Origin of the sequence: Brevundimonas sp. (genome assembly GCF_036405315.1) — a bacterium.
GTDB lineage: Bacteria > Pseudomonadota > Alphaproteobacteria > Caulobacterales > Caulobacteraceae > Brevundimonas.
In genome coordinates, this window is record NZ_DASWXW010000072.1 from 1 (window position 1) to 18523 (window position 18523).

At 68.1% G+C, this 18523-nt stretch carries 13 protein-coding genes and 2 pseudogenes; 9 read left to right on the forward strand and 6 right to left on the reverse strand.

Features of this window, described 5'->3' with window-relative positions; genetic code table 11:
* Together VGE49_RS04640 and VGE49_RS04645 are read left to right on the forward strand one after the other, a co-directional pair.
* Positions 1-621 (forward strand): annotated as a pseudogene (locus VGE49_RS04640) (M56 family metallopeptidase); the annotation flags it as partial.
* A gap of 95 nt (positions 622-716) precedes the next feature.
* A complete protein-coding gene (locus VGE49_RS04645; protein WP_331033406.1) occupies positions 717-1223 on the forward strand; it encodes a DUF4136 domain-containing protein in 507 nt (168 codons plus the stop codon).
* Here the strand turns inward: VGE49_RS04645 and VGE49_RS04650 are convergent.
* The 4 genes from VGE49_RS04650 to VGE49_RS04665 form a co-directional block, all read right to left on the reverse strand.
* Positions 1220-3496, reverse strand: a complete 2277-nt coding sequence (locus tag VGE49_RS04650; protein WP_331033407.1) for a CHASE2 domain-containing protein — start codon at positions 3494-3496, stop codon at positions 1220-1222. The two genes, VGE49_RS04645 and VGE49_RS04650, sit on opposite strands and share 4 nt — an antisense overlap.
* A gap of 3 nt (positions 3497-3499) precedes the next feature.
* Complete coding sequence (locus tag VGE49_RS04655; RefSeq protein ID WP_331033408.1) at positions 3500-4840, reverse strand: FecR family protein; 1341 nt, start codon at positions 4838-4840, stop codon at positions 3500-3502.
* Positions 4837-5583 carry a response regulator transcription factor gene (locus VGE49_RS04660; protein ID WP_331033409.1) on the reverse strand — a complete coding sequence of 249 codons (747 nt, stop codon included), beginning with the start codon at positions 5581-5583 and terminating at the stop codon, positions 4837-4839. The genes VGE49_RS04655 and VGE49_RS04660 overlap by 4 nt, the downstream gene beginning before the upstream one ends.
* A 167-nt stretch (positions 5584-5750) precedes the next feature.
* Positions 5751-6635 carry a LysR family transcriptional regulator gene (locus VGE49_RS04665; protein WP_331033410.1) on the reverse strand — a complete coding sequence of 295 codons (885 nt, stop codon included), beginning with the start codon at positions 6633-6635 and terminating at the stop codon, positions 5751-5753.
* A gap of 102 nt (positions 6636-6737) precedes the next feature.
* Between VGE49_RS04665 and VGE49_RS04670 the strand changes: the two genes are divergently transcribed.
* Complete coding sequence (locus VGE49_RS04670) at positions 6738-8240, forward strand: CoA-acylating methylmalonate-semialdehyde dehydrogenase (protein ID WP_331033411.1); 1503 nt, start codon at positions 6738-6740, stop codon at positions 8238-8240.
* Between the two features lie 189 nt (positions 8241-8429).
* On the opposite strand, the gene VGE49_RS04675 is transcribed toward VGE49_RS04670, so the two are convergent.
* Positions 8430-9839: a short-chain fatty acyl-CoA regulator family protein gene (locus VGE49_RS04675; protein WP_331033412.1), complete on the reverse strand. Its 1410-nt coding sequence runs from the start codon at positions 9837-9839 to the stop codon at positions 8430-8432.
* A 131-nt stretch (positions 9840-9970) separates the two neighbouring features.
* On the opposite strand from VGE49_RS04675, the gene VGE49_RS04680 reads away from it, so the two are divergent.
* The 6 genes from VGE49_RS04680 to mce are packed head-to-tail and all read left to right on the forward strand — an operon-like array spanning position 9971 to position 17882.
* Positions 9971-11506: an acyl-CoA carboxylase subunit beta gene (locus VGE49_RS04680; RefSeq protein WP_331033413.1), complete on the forward strand. Its 1536-nt coding sequence runs from the start codon at positions 9971-9973 to the stop codon at positions 11504-11506.
* Positions 11503-11892, forward strand: coding sequence for a hypothetical protein (locus tag VGE49_RS04685; RefSeq protein WP_331033414.1), 390 nt, complete (start codon positions 11503-11505; stop codon positions 11890-11892). The genes VGE49_RS04680 and VGE49_RS04685 overlap by 4 nt, the downstream gene beginning before the upstream one ends.
* Positions 11893-11944: 52 nt before the next feature.
* Positions 11945-13921 carry an acetyl/propionyl/methylcrotonyl-CoA carboxylase subunit alpha gene (locus VGE49_RS04690; protein ID WP_331033415.1) on the forward strand — a complete coding sequence of 659 codons (1977 nt, stop codon included), beginning with the start codon at positions 11945-11947 and terminating at the stop codon, positions 13919-13921.
* A complete protein-coding gene (locus tag VGE49_RS04695; protein ID WP_331033416.1) occupies positions 13922-15304 on the forward strand; it encodes a methylmalonyl-CoA mutase family protein in 1383 nt (460 codons plus the stop codon).
* Positions 15301-17460, forward strand: coding sequence for a methylmalonyl-CoA mutase (gene scpA / locus VGE49_RS04700; RefSeq protein WP_331033417.1), 2160 nt, complete (start codon positions 15301-15303; stop codon positions 17458-17460). The genes VGE49_RS04695 and scpA overlap by 4 nt, the downstream gene beginning before the upstream one ends.
* Positions 17460-17882 (forward strand): methylmalonyl-CoA epimerase, encoded by a 423-nt coding sequence (gene mce / locus VGE49_RS04705; protein ID WP_331033418.1) that lies wholly within the window; start codon positions 17460-17462, stop codon positions 17880-17882. The genes scpA and mce overlap by 1 nt, the downstream gene beginning before the upstream one ends.
* 38 nt (positions 17883-17920) lie before the next feature.
* On the opposite strand, the pseudogene VGE49_RS04710 reads toward mce, so the two are convergent.
* Positions 17921-18523 (reverse strand): annotated as a pseudogene (locus VGE49_RS04710) (TonB-dependent receptor); the annotation flags it as partial.

Sequence of the window (18523 nt, forward strand, 5' to 3'; positions counted from 1 at the left end):
CCGCCGGCGCCTCCCGCACCGCCGCCCCCGCCCGGCCGCACAACCACCTATTATTCCTCGAACGGCTTCTACTTCGAGAACGGCACGCCGGAGCAGCGCGCCGAGGGCGAGGCGGCGCGTGAAGCCGCCCGCGAGATCCGCGCTCAGGCCGTTGTCGCCCGTCGCCAAGGAGACGAGGCCCGCCAGCAGGCGGCGGAAGCGCGCGCTCAGGCCGCTGTCGCCCGTCGACAAGGAGAGGAGGCCCGCCGCCAGGGAGTGGAAGCCCGCGCCCAGGCCGCGATCGCGCGTCAGCAGGCCGAACAGGCGCGCGCCCAGGCGGTCGTCGCCCGCAGGCAGGGCGAACAGGCTCGCCTCGTCGCCGCCCGGGCTCGCGTCGAGGCGCGTGAACAGATGGGCCGGGGCGCCGAGGAGATGCATCGCGGCGCGGACGACATGCGCCAGGAGGCCGTTCGCCTGCGTGATCCAGCCTATCGCGCCCAACAGATCGCCCGCAGCCGCGAGCACGGCAACACCGTCACCGACGCGGAACTGATCGCCTTGAGCCCGAAACTGGTGGAACGGGCCGCCGAACTGGATCGTCGCGCGGACGAACTGGCGGCGCGATCCAGGCGTCCGATCTAAAGTCAGGCCGCGTGGAAGGCGCCGTCGTGCAGCGCGGGCTGCGCGGCGGCGCTTTCGTCTATGGCCCGCTCGGGAGCCGGGCTGTAGGCTGAGGCATGGCCCGTTCCTTTTTGATCCTGTCCGCCGTCGTCGCCGTTTCCCTGTCCGCCTGCGCGTCCGGTCCCAAGGTCGTGACCATGCCGCCGGCAGCCTTGCCGGCCGCGGCCGCGACCTATCGCCTGATCGAGCCTGAACCGGCGTCGGCGGCGGATCAGGCGGTCCTGGCGGCGGTCCGTGGTCAACTGGCGGCGCAAGGCTGGCTGGAAACGCCGGAGGCGCCGGCCTGGCGGATCGAGGTCGCCTATGCGGTTCGCCCCCAGACGACGGGCGCCTATTCCGACGCCTCGGCCCGGCAGGGCGACTGGCTGGATGCGCCGGTCATGCCGCAATGGTGGGGGCGCAAGCGCCTCACCCACAGCCTGACATTGACGCTGCATGGACCCGGCGCCGCGTCCGACGACTATCACGCCGGCGCCGCCACAACGCTGGGCGCCCGACGGGCCGACGAGGCGCTGGCCGCTCTGGCCGCCGCCGCGGTCGCGGAACTGAAGCACGCGCCCTAGTCGGCCTCGATCACGCGGGGCAGGGTCAGGACGAAGGTGGCGCCGACTTCTCCGGCTTCATAGCGGACGTGACCGCCATGCCGTTCGGCGACCGTGCGGACGAAGGCCAGGCCCAGGCCCGCGCCCCGATGGTCGGCGTCGCCGTGGCCGAAGGGCTGGAACAGCCGCCGCGCCGCCTCGTCCGAGAGGCCCGGTCCCTGATCGCTGATGCGAAGGATGCAGACGGCGCCGTCGTCGGATGCGCCGAGGCCCAGCGTGCAGGAAATGACGCCCCCCGCCGGGCCGTATTTCAGGGCGTTGTCCAGCAGATTGGTCAGCAGGCGGCGCAGCAGGGCGGGGTCGCCCTCGACCAGATGCTCATCATCGCCCATCGGCGTCTGGATCGTCACGCCCTTGGTCGAGGCCTGGGGCCAAAGGGTGTCGGCGGCGTCCATCAGCACCTGACCGAGGTCGAGGACGACGGCGCGGTAAGGCTGGGATTCGGCTCGGGCCAGCTGGACGTAGCCTTCGGCCAGATCCAGCGTCTGGCGCGCATAGTCGCCGATGCGGCGTTCGAAGGCCGGATCCGTCCGGCTCTGGCCGCCTTCCAGCAGGGTCAGGATCGACACCTGCGGCGCGCGCATGTCGTGGCTCAGTAGCTGAAGCGCCTGTTCGCGTTGACGCTCGGCGGCGCGGAACAGGGTCATGTCGGCGAAGCGGACGATGTGGCCGATAGGCTGGCCTGCGGCGTCGGTCAGGGCGGCGGCGGCGGCTTTCAGGACGTGTCCGTTCGGCGTCCGGATATCGCCCGGGTCTGTGGTGTCGGCCACGAGGAAGCGTCGCCAGGACGGCTCGCCCAGCGACTGGAACAAGGCCGCGAGGTCGGCCTCGCGATCCAGAACAGAACCGAACAGGTCGCGGGCCCGGTCGTTGGACAGCAGGACGCGACCGTCCGGATCGGCCACCACCGTGGCGTCGGGCAGGCTGCGCAGGGCGTCCGAGATGAAGCGATCCAGATCGCGAAGATGTTTCAGGGCCGCGCGCAGGGCGTCCACCTGTTTCGCGACCACGTCCCCCTGCGGTCGGGCCAAGGTCAGAGGCGCGGTCGGCAGCGCCGGACCTTCGCACTCGAAAGCTTCGACCTCGCTTTGCATATAGGCGGAGGCGGCGGCCAGGCGCCGCCAGCTCCAGAAGGGATAGGCGAGAGCCAGCCCCCCGATGGCTGCAGCGGGCGGGAACCACAGGCCGGCGAACCTGAAGGCGATCAGGCTGCCTGCCAGGGTCAGTAGGATCAGGCTGGCGCCCAGCACCATGTTGACGACCGGACGCATGAACAGGAAGCCGCAGATCAACAGGCTCAGGGGCGCCAGCGACAGCCCCAGCACCCAGACCGGCGGCAGGCGCTGCGGACCGCCGCCTTCAAGCAGGGTCTGCAGCAGGGCGGCCTGAATTTCGACCCCCGGGCTGAGTTCGCCGTGCGGCGCGGCGGGGGTGGCGTAACGGTCGCCCAGACCGGGGGCGGCCGCGCCGACCAGCACCAGCTTGTCCTTCAGGAAAGCTGGCGGAACCTCCCCGTTCAGCACGTCGACGAAGGACAGGGTGCGGAACCGTCCTGGCGTCCCATGATAGGTGATCGCCTCCGGCCGGGCGGCGATCAGGGCGTCGGGCGTCGCGGCGTCGGGATCGGGCGGCGGCACGGCGACGCGGGTCTTCGCCAGCGGCAGGATCAGTTGCGGCCAGACCGCGTCGCCGCCCTGCATATAGAGGGGCAGGCGGCGGATCACGCCGTCGCTGTCCACCGTCAGATTGACATGGCCGAGACCGGCCGCGGCCCGGGTCAGGGGCGCGTCGGGCTCGCTGACCCGCCAGGGGGCGCCGTTCTCGCCGGGGGCGTCGACCAGCAGGGGCAGGTAGACGTTGGCGGCCCGCCCCAGCGCCGCGGCCAGGGCGGGGTCGTCGGCGGCGGGTTCCGTGAACAGAACGTCGTAGGCGACGGCGCGGGGCCGGGCCTGGCTCAGCCGGTCGATCAGGTCGGCGTGCACCGTACGCGGCCACGGCCAGCGGCCCAGCGCCTGCACGCTGCGGTTGTCGATGGACACGACGACAATGGCGTCGTCGACGGGACCGTCGTCAAGCCGGATGAGGGCGTCATAGACAATGTTGTCGACGCGGTCGGCGGTCGGACTGAGCGCCAGCCAACCGACCGCCAGGGCTGTCGTCACGGCCACCAGCGTCCACTCGATCAGCGCCCGTCGCCCGGTCAGCCTGGCGCCCAGCCAGCGGCTCCGGACCACGGGTCAGCGCCCGATACGGAGCTGTTGCGGCTCCGACCAGACCTGCAGCAGGCGGCCGAAGCGATGACGCGAGCCCTGCACCCGCCAGGTGTAGACGCCGGGGGGCAGGTCGCTCAGGGTGAAGGCCTGATCGGTCAGTCCGGGATGATCGGCGAGCGGCGGTCCTTCGGGTGCGCCGTCGGCGCCTTCCCTCGACAACTGGAAGCGGAAGAAGGCCTCGCCTTCGCCCTCGGCCTCCCAGCGGAAGCGATAGAAGCGGCGTCCGTCCTGAAGCGTGTTGCTGGACGCCAGCCCGCCGACGCCGTTGCGGGCGCGGATGAAGCTGTAGGTGGTGCTGCGGCCCTCGACCCCCTCGGCCGACAGGGCGCTGAGCCGCAGGAAATAGGCGCCGTCCGCCAGTGCCGGGAAGGTCAGGCGCGCGTCGCCGGACGCCGAGTCCGCTTCAGCGAAAGCGTCGATCATGCCCGCATCCGTCGCCAGGCGCCCGCGATAGCGATCGGCGCCGGACAGGGCCTCGATGCCGAAGATCGCCTCTCGGCCTGACTGGACCTCGTCGGGGCGGACGAGGGCGGGGGCGGCCAACAGGGGAACCAGACGCGCGCCCGTGGCGCTGGCGGTTACGCCCTCGGCGGCGACGGCCGTGGCTTCAACCCGTCCGTCGCCGGATTCGACCTGGACCCTGCCCTCGATGACCTCGGTCGCCGAGCGGTCGGCATCGTCGTCGAAGGCGACGCGGAAGTCGGTGCCGCGGACTGCAGAAACTGAAACTGGCGTGCGCACGACAAAGCCGCCGGGGCGTTGGCGCGGCGTGACGCGGGCTTCGGCCCGACCGGTCTCGACTGTCATGGCGTGGTCGACGGCGCCATTGATGGCGTAGCGCCTCAGGCGGGTCAGTCGGACCCGGCTATTGGACGGCACCACGACATAGCTGCCGTCGGAGAGGGCCAGCCGGACGAAGGCGTTGGCGCCCGTGGTCAGAACGGCGCCTTCGGATACGCTCTGACCCTGCGTCGGGGCGCCCGTCGAGGGGCCCTGGGCCAGCGTCACAGCGCCTCGGAAGCCGGCGATCCGTGCCTGATCCGGATCGGCGCGCAGCAGATTGACGGGAAGGCTCAGGGTTCGCCCCACGGCCATGCGACGCGGATCGGCGACCCGGTTCCGACGCTGAATCTGGCGGTAGTCGTCAGGCCGGTTCAGATAGGCGATGGCCAGATCTATCAGGGTGTCGCCGCGCAGGACCCGGTAGTCGATGGTCCCGGCGGGCGCGCGCGATTGGGCGAGGGCGGGGGAGGTGGATAGAAGCGCCGCCAGAACGCCGACGGCCATCGCCCGCTTTTGAATCATTCCGAGGTCTCTTCCGCCTTCGACATGTCCGAGATTGCAGCGACTGCGTCATCGACCGCGCCCACCCGTTCCAAGCGGTATCCGTAGCTGTAAATGGGCGTCAGACGAAAGCCCTGCTCGGGCCGCAGGTTCAGTTTGGTGCGGATCCGCGAGATGTGCATATCCAGCGACCGGCTGTTCAGATTGGGCTCGTTGCCCCAGACGGTCTCCAGAATATAGGTTCGCGACAGGGCGCGGTGCAGGTTGCGGAACAGCAGTTGCGCCAGGCCGAACTCCTTGGCCGTCAGCACCACGGTCTGACCGTCGCGCGTCACGGCCCCGGCGGAGGCGTGGAAAACCGTGTCGCCATGCACCTCGGCGCCGGGGGCCGAGGGCTGGGCGTAGGCGCGGCGCATCAGGGCGCTGATGCGCGCCGTCAAAACCGGCGGAGACAGGGGCTTGGGCAGGTAGTCGTCGGCCCCGGCGTTCAGGCCCGCCACGATGTCCTCGTCCTCGGCCCGGCTCGTGACCAGCAGCATCGGCGGCGGCGGACGCAGGTTGGTGCGCGCCCAGGCCAGAACCTCCAGGCCTGACCGATCGGGCAGGTTCCAGTCCACGATCAGAAAATCAAAAGTGTCCTTGCGCAGGGCCGAGATCAGCGCCTGGGCGCGAGAGAAAAGTACGGCGCGGTAGCCCATCCCGTGAACGGTGGCGGCCATGGTTTCGAGCTGAATTGGATCATCATCGAGAAGGGCGATCTTCATTTTACTTCAACGCTCCGGAGTCGTCTTGACCATAGCCCGCCCTTTGAAGGTTGTGGCCGGCGTCAGCCGTCCAGAATGTAAAATTGCGTCACATTCCGACTGACTGGTGAAGCTTGTCCATATCGCGGTGATTGAGGGCGGAATTGGGTTCTGGCCGCTGTCGACCGTCAAGCGACATAGGGCGACAGGCGCTCGGCGGCGTCGCGGCACAGGGTCTTGATCCAGCGCCGCGCCGCCTTCAGCCGCGCCGTGCCGTGGACCTCGCGGTAGGTGCTGAGCCAGAAGCGGCGCTCGATCAGCACCTGATCGGACAGCACCCGCGTCAGCCCTTCGGCCAGGAAGCAGGGCAGGACCCCGATCCCGCCGCCCGCCGCGATCATGTCCCGCTGGGCCCGGATCGAGGAGGAGGCCAGGCGGGGCCGCAGGTTGGGGCGGATTTCGTCCAGATAATGCAACTCGGGCGCATAGATCAGGTCGTCGACATAGCCGACGATGTCGAAGTCCGGCAGGTCGTCCACGCGTTCTGGCGCGCCATGCCGTTCCAGATGTTCGGGCGCGGCGTAGAGGGCCAGTTGATAAGGGGTCAGCGGCTCGACGATCAGGCGCGGACTGGCGGCGGGGCTGAGGGTGATGGCCATGTCCACCTCGCGCCGACTGGGCGACAGGAAGCCGGAACTGGCGGCCAGTTCGATGTTCAGCCCCGGATGCGCCGCCAGCAGACCGGGCAGGGCGGGGGCCAGGACGGCGCCGCCGAACCCCTCCGAGGCGCTGATGCGCACCGTGCCGGCGATCAGGTCGGGCCGCGTCACCCGCTCGGCCGCCGCCATGGCGCTTTCGGCGTCCAGCGCCGTTTCCAGCAGTTGCGCCCCCGCCGCCGTCAGCAGCAGGCCCGAGGCCGAGCGCACCACCAGGGTCGACTTCAGCGCCGTCTCCAGCCGCGCCACGCGCCGTCCGACCGTGGCCGCGTCGATGCCCAGCCGCTGCGCCGCCGTCGCCAGCGAGCCCGCCCGCGCGGCGGCGATGAAGATGCGAACGTCGTCCCAGTCGAACATTGCAGGAATGCACAGCATAGGATGCAAGATTGCAATGGGTGGCGCGGCCCTGGTCTGCTAGGCCATGCTGGAACGAACAACGACATCACAGGGAAACGCCTCATGCGCGACATTCGCCACTTCATCGATGGTGCGGCCTTCGACGGTGCATCGGGTCGCTTCGGCGACGTGTTCAACCCCAACACCGGCGAGGTTCAGGCCCGCGTCCAGCTGGCCACCGTCAGCGAGATGGACCGTGCGGTCCAGGCCGCCCAGGCTGCCTTCGAGGGCTGGTCCAGCACCAACCCGCAGCGCCGCGCCCGCGTCATGTTCGAGTTCAAGCGCCTGGTCGAGGCCAACATGAACGAACTGGCCGAGCTGCTGTCCTCGGAACACGGCAAGGTCATCGCCGACTCCAAGGGTGACATCCAGCGCGGCCTTGAGGTCATCGAGTTCGCCTGCGGCATCCCCCATGCGCTGAAGGGCGAATACACCCAGGGCGCCGGCCCCGGCATCGACGTCTATTCCATGCGCCAGCCGCTGGGCGTGGTGGCGGGCATCACCCCGTTCAACTTCCCCGGCATGATCCCGATGTGGATGTTCGGCATGGCGATCGCCGCCGGCAACACCTTCATCCTGAAGCCGTCGGAGCGTGATCCCTCGCTGCCGGTGCGTCTGGGCGAACTGATGATGGAGGCGGGCGCGCCCAAGGGCGTGCTGAACGTCGTCCACGGCGACAAGGTGGCGGTCGACGCCATCCTGACCCACCCCGACATCCACGCCGTCAGCTTCGTCGGTTCGTCCGACATTGCTCACTACGTCTATCAGATGGGCGCCCAGCACGGGAAACGCGTCCAGGCCATGGGCGGCGCCAAGAACCACGGCATCGTCCTGCCCGACGCCGACATGGATCAGGTGATCAAGGACCTGACCGGCGCGGCCTACGGCTCGGCCGGCGAACGCTGCATGGCTCTGCCGGTGGTGGTGCCGGTCGGTCAGCGCACCGCCGACGAACTGCGCGAGCGTTTGGTTTCGGAAATTCCCAACCTGCGCGTCGGCGTCTCGACCGACGCCGAGGCCCACTACGGCCCGGTCGTCACCCAGACTCACAAGGACAAGGTCCTGGGCTGGATCAGCAAGGGCGTCGAGGAAGGCGCTGAACTGGTCGTGGACGGCCGCGAGTTCAGCCTGCAGGGCCACGAGAAGGGCTTCTTCATCGGCCCGTCGCTGTTCGACCACGTCAAGCCCGAGATGGAATCCTACAAGGAAGAGATCTTCGGCCCGGTGCTGCAGATCATGCGCGCCGCCAGCTTCGAGGAGGCGCTGAGCCTGCCGAGCAAGCACCAGTACGGCAACGGCGTCGCCATCTTCACCCAGAACGGCCGGGCGGCCCGCGACTTCGCCGCCCGCGTCAACGTCGGCATGGTCGGCATCAACGTGCCGATCCCGGTGCCGGTGGCCTATCACTCGTTCGGCGGCTGGAAGCGTTCGGCCTTCGGCGACATCAACCAGCACGGCATGGAGGGTCTGCGTTTCTGGACCAAGACCAAGACCGTCACGGCCCGCTGGCCCGACAGCGCGCTGGAACACGCGGACTCGAGCTTCGTCATCCCGACGATGGGGTAAGTCTAAGACCCTCTCCCGGTGGGAGAGGGCTTGAGCCTCCAAGAGCGAAGCGATTGGGCAGGCGAAAGGGTGAGGGTTCAACCTTTTCAGTCGGCGTCAGCCGTGGCACGGCGGCTTGCGCCGACTGATGCCGGCGACCCTCATCCGCCCCTTCGGGGCACCTTCTCCCATCGGGAGAAGGAGGCGCGCTCAGCTCAGCGTATACGGGATCACCCCCCGCTCATGGTCCGGCACGCTCAGCGTCCGGTCGATGGGCGGGAAGGCCCGTTGCGGGCAGTCGGTGCGCTCGCAGATGCGGCAGTTGACGCCCATGCGCGTCGGCGGGCCGTTCAGGTCCAGGCCGTCGGCATAGACCAACTGCGCTGCATGTTCGATCTCGCAGCCGAGGCCCAAGGCATAGCGGCGATCCGGTTCGAGGAAGGACCCGCCCGGCTTGGACACGCTCTTGGCCATGCAGATGTAGCGGGCGCCGTCCGGCATCTCCGACAGATTGACCAGGATGCGGTCCGGCGCGCCAAAGGCCTCGTGCACGTTCCACAGCGGGCAGGCGCCGCCGAAGCGGGCGAACTGGAACCGGGTGGCGCTGTGCCGCTTGGTGATGTTCCCCGCCATGTCCACCCGCGCGAAATAGAAGGGCACGCCGCGCCAGCCGGGACGTTGCAGGGTCGAAAGCCGGTGGCAGATCTGCTCGAAGCTGACGTGGAAGCGGTTGCGCAGCCGGTCCACGTCGTGACGCAGCTCGCGCGCGGCCTCAAGGAAGCGACGGTAGGGCAGCAGCAGGGCCCCCGCCGCATAGTTGGCCAGCCCCACCCGGCAGACGTCGCGCGCGGCGGGGATGTCGAAGGCGGCGCGGTCCAGCTCGTGCTCGATCAGGTCGTGGAAGCGCAGCAGCACCAGTTGGTGCGCCATCAGGAAGGACCGCGTCGCGCCGGGCAGGCTGGCGTCGACATAGAGGATGCGCGCCGTCGGATCGAAGCGCCGCATGGCCCCGCGCCCTTCGCCGGTCGCCAGACGGACCCCGCACAGGTCGTTCAGCGCCGCCTCCAGATCGCGTTCCGGGTGGCCGCCCGCGCCCAGCCCCAGTTGCTCCGCCAGCGCCTCGGCCGCCTGATCCAGCACGTCGATGTAGTTGTCGCGATAGTGGAAGAAGTCGCGCACCGCCTCATAGGGCAGGGCGGGGGCCGCTTGCGCCCGCTCGTCGCGGCCGAGGGTTTCGTTCAGCGTCTTCAGCCGCTCGTCCAGACGGCGATAGTCCTGATGCAGGGCCAGGAACTGTCGCGCCAGTCGCGGTGTCGTGGTCACGGCCTGCTTCAGCTCGACCGGCGACGGGGCCTCGGCGTGGCCGGCCACGTCGGTGACGGCTTCGCGCAGGTCGGCGATCAGGCGGGCGTCGCCGTCCAGGTCGAACAGGCTGGCGTCTACGTCGAAGGCCCGCGTCAGGGCGATCAGAACCCGCGCCGTCGCCGGGCGTTGATTGGTCTCGATCTGCGACAGGTAGGAAGGCGACAGGGCCAGCCGTCCGGCGCAGGCTTCCAGCGTCCAGCCGCGCGCCTCGCGCAGCTTGCGCACCTTGGCCCCGAGATAGAGTTTTTCCGCCATCGCAACTTTGCAAAACGACCCGTCGACCTTGGCAGGCTTACGCACTTATGCCCCTTTTGCAAAGTTGCGATTGCCTTTTTGCAACGGAGCGTCTTGGTGATCGACAAAGATTGCAGGGAGTCGCCCAAACCATGAGCCAGGCCATCCTCGAGGAACTCGAGCGCCGCCGCGCCGCCGCCAAACTGGGCGGGGGCGTCAAGCGCATCGAGAGCCAGCACGCCAAGGGCAAGCTGACCGCGCGCGAACGGATCGAAGTCCTGCTGGACGAAGGCAGCTTCGAAGAGACCGACATGTTCGTGGAGCACCGCAGCCACGACTTCGGCATGGACGCGCAGCGTATCCCGGGTGACGGCGTCGTCACCGGACGCGGCACCATCGGCGGTCGTCTGGTCTATGTCTTCTCCAAGGACTTCACCGTCTTCGGCGGCTCGCTCTCGGGCGCCCACGCGGCCAAGATCGTCAAGATCCAGAAGATGGCCCTGACGGCGGGCGCCCCGATCATCGGCCTGTTCGACGCGGGCGGCGCCCGTATTCAGGAAGGCGTGGAATCGCTGGCCGGTTACGCCGACATCTTCCTGCAGAACACCCTGGCCTCGGGCGTCATTCCGCAGATCTCGGTCATCATGGGCCCGTGCGCGGGCGGCGACGTCTATTCGCCCGCCATCACCGACTTCATCTTCATGGTGAAGGACACGTCCTACATGTACGTGACCGGCCCGGACGTGGTGAAGACCGTCACCAACGAGGTCGTCAGCCACGAGGATCTGGGCGGCGCGCGCGTCCACGCCGGCAAGTCGGGGGTCGCCGACGGCGCCTTCGAGAACGATCTGGAGGCCCTGTCCGAAGTCCGCCGCCTGATCGGCTTCCTGCCCCTATCGAACCGCGAAAAGCCGCCGGTCCGCGATAGCTATGACGAGGCGGATCGCGACGAGGCGTCGCTGGACACCCTGGTCCCGACCAATCCGAACCAGCCCTATGACATGAAGGAGCTGATCCTGAAGACGGTCGACGAGGCCGACTTCTTCGAGATCGGCGCCGACTTCGCCAAGAACATCATCTGCGGCTTCGGCCGTCTGGACGGTCAGTCGGTCGGCATCGTCGCCAACCAGCCTCAGGTGCTGGCGGGCGTTCTGGACATCGACAGCAGCCGCAAGGCCGCCCGCTTCGTCCGCTTCTGCGACGCCTTCCACATCCCGCTGGTGACGCTGGTGGACGTGCCGGGCTTCATGCCGGGCACCAAGCAGGAGTACGGCGCCCTGATCAAGCACGGCGCCAAGCTGCTGTTCGCCTATGCCGAGGCCACGGTGCCCAAGCTGACCGTCATCACGCGCAAGGCCTATGGCGGCGCCTATGACGTCATGAGCTCCAAGCACCTGCGCGGCGACGTCAACTACGCCTGGCCCACCGCCGAGATCGCGGTCATGGGCGCCAAGGGCGCGGTCGAGATCATCTTCCGCAAGGAGGCCGGCGACCCTGAGGCCCTGGCGGCGCGCGAGGCCGAATACAAGGAACGCTTCGCCAACCCCTTCGTCGCGGCGGGCCTCGGCTACATCGACGACGTCATCATGCCCCACGGCACCCGCCGTCGTCTGATCAAGGCCCTGAAGACGCTGAAGAACAAGACCCAGGACAATCCCTGGAAGAAGCACGACAATATTCCGCTGTGACCTGCGACGTCGAGTTTCTTGCGGAGGTCAACGCCGCTCTGGCTGATGCCCGGTTCGACTGGCTGGGCATCAGCCTGTTCGAGGGGGGGATGGAGCTGTCTCGTGAGCCGCACCGCTATCGGATCAGTTGGAGCGGTTGGTTATCTACGACTTCGAGCCCAACTGTCAGTAGCGACGTTCACGGCTATGTATTTGCTCCAGTGATCGGCCCGATGATTGGCGCGAACCTCTTGGAAATTCAGCATCATAATGGCATTTATGAGCTGCGTTTTTCGAGCGGCCAGTCCGTATTCGCAGGTCATTGGCCAAGCGATGCGGCAGATCATGTGCTGATGGTCGACGCCATTACTGACAATGCTCCCTTCACATGGGGGTTACTCGATTGACACTCTCGAATCATTTTTCACGACGCATCCAAGTCGTCGGTAGGACCCGCTGATGTTCAAGAAAATCCTCATCGCCAACCGGGGCGAGATCGCGGTTCGCGTCATCAAGACCTGCCGCAAGATGGGCATCAAGACGGTTGTCGTTTATTCCGACGCCGACGCGGGTTCGCTGGCCTGCGAGATGGCGGACGAGACCGTCCACATCGGCCCGTCGCCCGCCGCCCAGTCCTATCTGATCCAGGACAAGATCGTGGACGCCGTCAAGCAGACGGGGGCGCAGGCCGTGCACCCCGGCTTCGGCTTCCTATCGGAAAACGCCGGCTTCGCGCGGCGGTTGAAGGCCGAGGGCATCGCCTTCATCGGGCCGAACCCCGAGGCGATCGACGCCATGGGCGACAAGATCACGTCCAAGAAGTTCGCCGCCGAGGCGGGCGTCTCGACCGTGCCGGGCCATATGGGTCTGATCGAAACGCCGGACGAGGCGGTGAAGATCGCGCGTGAGATCGGCTATCCGGTGATGATCAAGGCTTCGGCCGGGGGCGGGGGCAAGGGCATCCGCGTCGCCCATTCGGACGACGACATGGCCGAGGGCTTCGCCGCCGTGAAGGCCGAGGCGCTGAACGCCTTCGGCGACGACCGGGTCTTCCTCGAGAAGTTCATCGTCGATCCGCGCCACATCGAGATTCAGGTGCTGGGCGACAAGCACGGCAACGTCATCCACCTGTTCGAGCGTGAGTGCTCGATCCAGCGCCGCAACCAGAAGGTCGTCGAAGAGGCGCCGTCGCCCCTGCTGGACGAGGCGACCCGCGCCGCCATGGGGGCGCAGGCCGTCGCCCTGGCCAAGGCGGTGAACTATGACTCGGCGGGCACGGTCGAGTTCGTCGCCGGTCAGGACAAGAGCTTCTACTTCCTGGAGATGAACACCCGCCTGCAGGTCGAGCATCCGGTGACGGAACTGATCACCGGCGTCGATCTGGTCGAACAGATGATCCGCTCGGCCTGGGGCGAACAGCTGGCGTTCAAACAGGACGACCTGTCGATCAACGGCTGGGCCATCGAAAGCCGCATCTACGCCGAAGACCCCTATCGCGGCTTCCTGCCGTCGATCGGCCGTCTGGTGCGCTATGAGCAGCCGGAGGAAGGCGATCAGGGCGACTACACCGTCCGCAACGATTCCGGCGTCCGCGAGGGCGACGAGATCTCCATGTTCTACGACCCCATGATCGCCAAGCTGTGCGCCTGGGGCGAGACGCGCGACGCCGCCGTCGAGGGCATGGCCCGCGCGCTGGAAGACACCCACCTGTCGGGTCTGGGCCACAACGTGCCCTTCCTGTCGGCGGTGATGGATCAGGACCGCTTCAAGTCCGGCCAGCTGTCGACCAGCTACATCAAGGACGAGTTCCCCGAGGGCTTCCGCGGTCTGGAACCCACCGAGGCGCAGAAGGACATCTTCATCACCGTGGCCGCGGCGATGAACGAGGTCCTGGCCGAGCAGGCGGGCGATCCCTCGGAGCGCACCGACTGGACCGTCCTGATCGACCGCGAGGCCCACGAAGTGTCGCTGTCCTATGACGAGGCCGAGGATCTGGTCATCTCGCTGGACGAGCGCGACCTGACCCTGTCGGAAATCGACTGGCGCCCGGGTCTGGCCCAGTTCAAGGCCGTCTTGGACGACGAGCCCTTCACCGCCGAGGTCAAGCGTGCGCCGGACGGCTTCGACATCCGCCACCGTGCGGCGAAAGCCCGCGTGCGCGTCCTGACGCCGCGCGCCGCCGACATGTATCAGCGCCTGCCGGAAAAGGTCGCCGCCGACACCTCCAAGCTGGTGCTGTCGCCCATGCCGGGTCTGGTCGTCGACATCCCCGTGACGGTCGGCCAGGAGGTCAAGTCGGGCGAGACCGTCGCCATCATCGAAGCCATGAAGATGCAGAACATCCTCAAGGCCGAGCGCGACGGCGTGGTGAAGGCGATCGGCGCCAAGGCCGGCGATCCGGTCGCCGCCGACGACGTGCTGGTGGAGTTTGCGTAAATGACGACCTTTCCCACGCCGAGCCCGCTGGAGTGGCGGGAACAGGCCGAGAAGGCGCTGAAGGGGCGGGCGATCGAAAGCCTGCTGCACCTCGACGCCGACGGCCTGATCATCCGGCCGCTCTATGCCGACGCAACCGGGGTGCAGGCGCTTCGCGCGCCGCGCAACACGGACGCCGAGGGGCGGGCGTGGGACCTGCGCACCCTGGTCGAGGGCGACGAGACGGCGGCGATCAACGCCGCCGTCCTGACCGACCTTGAAAACGGCGCCGCCTCGGTGGTGCTGAAGGGCGCGTTCACGACCGACGAGGCGGCGCTGGCCGCCGCGCTCGACGGCGTGGCTCTGGAACTGGCGCCGGTGGCGCTGGACGCGGGCTTTGACGGCGTGAAGGCCGCCGAGGCTCTGGCGGCCGTGGCCAAGGGTTCGCCCCGTGCTCAACTGCAATTCCACCTCGACCCCATCTCGGCCTACGCCGAGGCGGGCGAGGGTGAGATCGACGCCGCATTGACCGAAGCGGCTGAGGCCGCCGCGCGTCTGGCCGGGATCTATCCTGAGGCCATGCTCTTCCTCGCCTCGGGCCGCGTGGTGCACGAGGCGGGCGGTTCGGCGGGACAGGAACTGGCCTTCGCCGCGGCCAGCGCCGTCGCCTACGTCAAGGCCGCCGTTCTGGCCGGTCTGACGACCGAACAGGCGTTGAAGGGCGTGGTTCTGGGCGTCTCGGTCGACGCTGAATATTTCGACGCCTTGGCCAAGGTCCGGGCCATGCGCCTGATCTGGGCCAGCGTCTCCAAGGCCTTTGGCCATGAGACCCCCGCCGTCATCGAGGCCCGCTCGTCGCGGCGGATGCTGTCGGCGCGCGATCCCTGGCCCAACCTGCTGCGCCTGACCGCCGCCGGTTTCGCGGGCGCTGTGGGCGGCGCCGACGTGGTGGTGCTGGACGGCTTCACCCGCGCCGAGGGCCGTCCCGACGCCTTCGCCCGCCGTCAGGCCCGCAACACCCAGCTGGTGCTGATGGAAGAGGCCAATCTGGGCCGGGTCGACGACCCCGCCGCCGGCTCTTGGTTCCTGGACAGCCGCACGCGCGATCTGGCCGAGGCCGGCTGGAAGGAGTTCCAGTCGATCGAAGCCGAAGGCGGCGTGGTCGACGCCCTGAAGCACCACCTGATCCAGCCGCGCGTCGAACGCGCGCGCGGCCAGCTGGAAGCCGCGCTGAAGGACGGCGCCCGCCACATGGTCGGCGTCACCAAATACGTCGATCCCGATCCGCGCCCGGCCCCGGTCGAGGCCGCCGATCCCGCCTTCGTCCCGGTGCGCCACGGCGCCCTGACCCCGGTGCGCTTTGCCGCGCCCTTTGAGATCGCGTCCGAGGAGGCCGCCCAATGAGCTTCCCCGACTTCTCCAAGATCGACCTCGACCTGAGCACCACCGGCGCGGGTCCGACGCGCGATCCCTGGCTGACGCCCGAGGGTCTGACGGTGGAAACCGCCTATGGGCCCGAAGCGCTGCAAGGCCTCGACGCCATCCACGGCCTGCCGGGCTTCGCCCCCTATATGCGCGGGCCCTATCCGACCATGTATGCGGGCAATCCGTGGACCATCCGTCAGTACGCGGGCTTCTCGACCGCCGAGGAATCCAACGCCTTCTATCGCCGCAACCTGGCGGCGGGCCAGAAGGGCCTGTCCATCGCCTTCGATCTGGCCACCCACCGGGGCTATGACAGCGACCATCCGCGGGTGAAGGGCGACGTCGGCATGGCCGGCGTGGCCATCGACAGCATTCTGGACATGCGGACCCTGTTCGACGGCATTCCGCTGGATCAGATGTCGGTGTCCATGACCATGAACGGCGCCGTCCTGCCGATCCTGGCTCTCTATGTCGTCGCGGCGGAAGAACAGGGCGTGCCGCACGCGGCCCTGACCGGAACCATTCAGAACGATATTCTGAAGGAGTTCATGGTCCGCAACACCTACATCTATCCGCCTGAACCCTCGATGCGGATCATCTCGGACATCTTTGCGTGGACCGCGCAGGAGACGCCGAAGTTCAACTCGATTTCGATCTCCGGCTATCACATGCAGGAGGCGGGGGCCTCGGCCGAGATCGAGCTGGCCTACACGCTGTCGGACGGTCTGGAATATATCAAGGCCGGCGTCGACGCGGGCATGGACGTGGACCGCTTCGCGCCGCGCCTGTCCTTCTTCTGGGCCATCGGCATGAACTACTTCATGGAGGTGGCCAAGATGCGGGCCGGCCGCCTGTTGTGGGCCGAAAAGGTCGCCGAGAAGTTCGCCCCCAAGGACCCGCGCTCGCTGTCGCTGCGCGCCCACTGCCAGACCTCGGGCTGGAGCCTCGCAGCGCAGGACGTGTTCAACAACGTGCCCCGCACCATGGTCGAGGCCATGGCGGCGGCGGGCGGTCAAACGCAGAGCCTGCACACCAACGCCCTCGACGAAGCCCTGGCCCTGCCGACCGATTTCTCGGCCCGGATCGCACGCAACACCCAGATCCTGCTGCAGATGGAGACGGGCCTGACTCGCACCATCGACCCCTGGGGCGGCAGCTTCTACGTCGAGCGTCTGACGCATGATCTGGCGAACCGCGCCCGCGCCCTGATGGAAGAGGTCGAGACGGCGGGCGGCATGGCCAAGGCCATCGAGGCCGGTATTCCCAAGCTGCGCATCGAAGAGGCGGCGGCCAAGACCCAGGCCCGCATCGACACCGGCAAGCAGACCGTGGTCGGCGTGAACCGCTATCTGAACGACACGCCCGACGACATTCCAATGCTGAAGGTCGACAACGCCGCCGTCCTGACAGCCCAGATCGAAAAGCTGAAGCGCCTGCGCGCCGAGCGGGATCAGGCTGCGACCGACGCGGCGCTTGAAGCCCTGACCAACGGGGCGCGCGGGAACGCCAACCTACTGGAACTGGCGGTTCAGGCCGCCCGCGCCAAGGCCACGGTGGGCGAGATCTCCGACGCCCTGGAGGCCGCCTTCGGCCGTCACGTCGCCACGGTGAAGACCGTCTCGGGCGTTTACGGCAAGGAGGCGGGCAATGATCCCAAGGTCGCCCGCGCCCGCGACATGGTCGCGACCTTCGTCGAGAACGACGGCGGTCCGCCGCGCATCCTGATCGCCAAGCTGGGTCAGGACGGTCACGACCGGGGCCAGAAGGTTGTCGCCACCGGCTATGGCGACATCGGCTTCGACGTCACCGCCGGTTCCCTGTTCCAGACCCCCGCCGAGGCCGCCAGGGATGCGGTCGAGAAGAACGTCCATGCGGTCGGCGCCTCGTCGTTGGCGGCCGGGCACCTGACGCTCGTGCCCGAACTGCGGGCCGAACTGGCCAAGCTGGGGCGTGAGGACATCATGATCGTGGTCGGCGGCGTCATTCCGCCGTCGGACGTCCAGCCCCTGCTGGATATGGGCGCGGCGGCGGTCTATCCGCCCGGCTCGGTGATCGCCGACACGGCGGCGGACCTGATTGAAAAGCTGAACCTGCGTCTGGGCTATGCCCAGCCGACGCCAGCGGAGAAGAAGTGATGATCGGCGCCCTGAACCACGTCGGCGTGGCCACGCCCTCGATCGCCGAGTCGATCAAGCTGTATCGCGACATCCTGGGCGCGACCAAGATCGGCGAGCCGTTCGACCTGCCGGCCCAGGGGGTGAAGGTCTGCTTCATCGACACCCCGACGGCCCAGATCGAGCTGATCGAGCCCTATGACGAGACCAGCCCCATCACCGGCTTCCTGGCCAAGAACCCCAAGGGCGGCCAGCACCACGTCTGCTTCGAGGTGGCCGACATCCACGACGCCATCGCCGAGATGCGCGCCAAGGGCGTGACCATCCTGGGCACGGGCGAGCCCCGCATCGGCGCTCACGGCACCCCCGTGGTCTTCCTGCATCCCAAGGAGATGGGCGGGGTCCTGATCGAACTGATGGAAACGCCGAAAGAGGCGCACTGAAGTCAAAAGGCCCGGTCGATGACCGGGCCTTTCTTTTATCAGAACAGGATCTTGCGCAGGCTTATGCGGAAGGTCCGGCCCAGCGGGTCCAGATAGTCGGGCTGATAGGACAGGGGCGTCTCGCCCATACCGTTTCGCACGTCCAGCTTCTGGTCGAAGATGTTGTCGATGCCGACGCTGACGCGGGCGCCCTTCAGCCAGGGGTATTTCGCCACCCAGGTCTGGCGCGACGACAGGTCGGCGAACAGGTTCAGGTTGACCGTCGTCAGGTCTGAGAAGGTCAGGTCGCTGGCGTCGTCGCCGCCGTTGATCCGGGTGGACTCCTTCCAGTTGGCGTTCAGGAAACCGCCCATGCCGCTCTTGAACAGGCCCATCTGGAACTGGACCTCGTTGCGCGCCTGACCTCCGCGCGAGCCCGTGGCGGCGCCGTCCAGCAGATCCAGCACCGCCAGGCCGTCGCGGATCGTGATCTCATCCTGGATGCGATAGGTGTGGTAAAGCGAGACGTTGAAACGGCCTTGGCCTGGCTGCATCGCCGGGCCGCGACCGCCGCGACCGCCGCCCATTTGCATCCGCATGCCGCCGCCGGGAGGCGGGCCGCCCGCGCCGCCGCCAGGGGGCGGGCCCCCTTCAACTCGCAT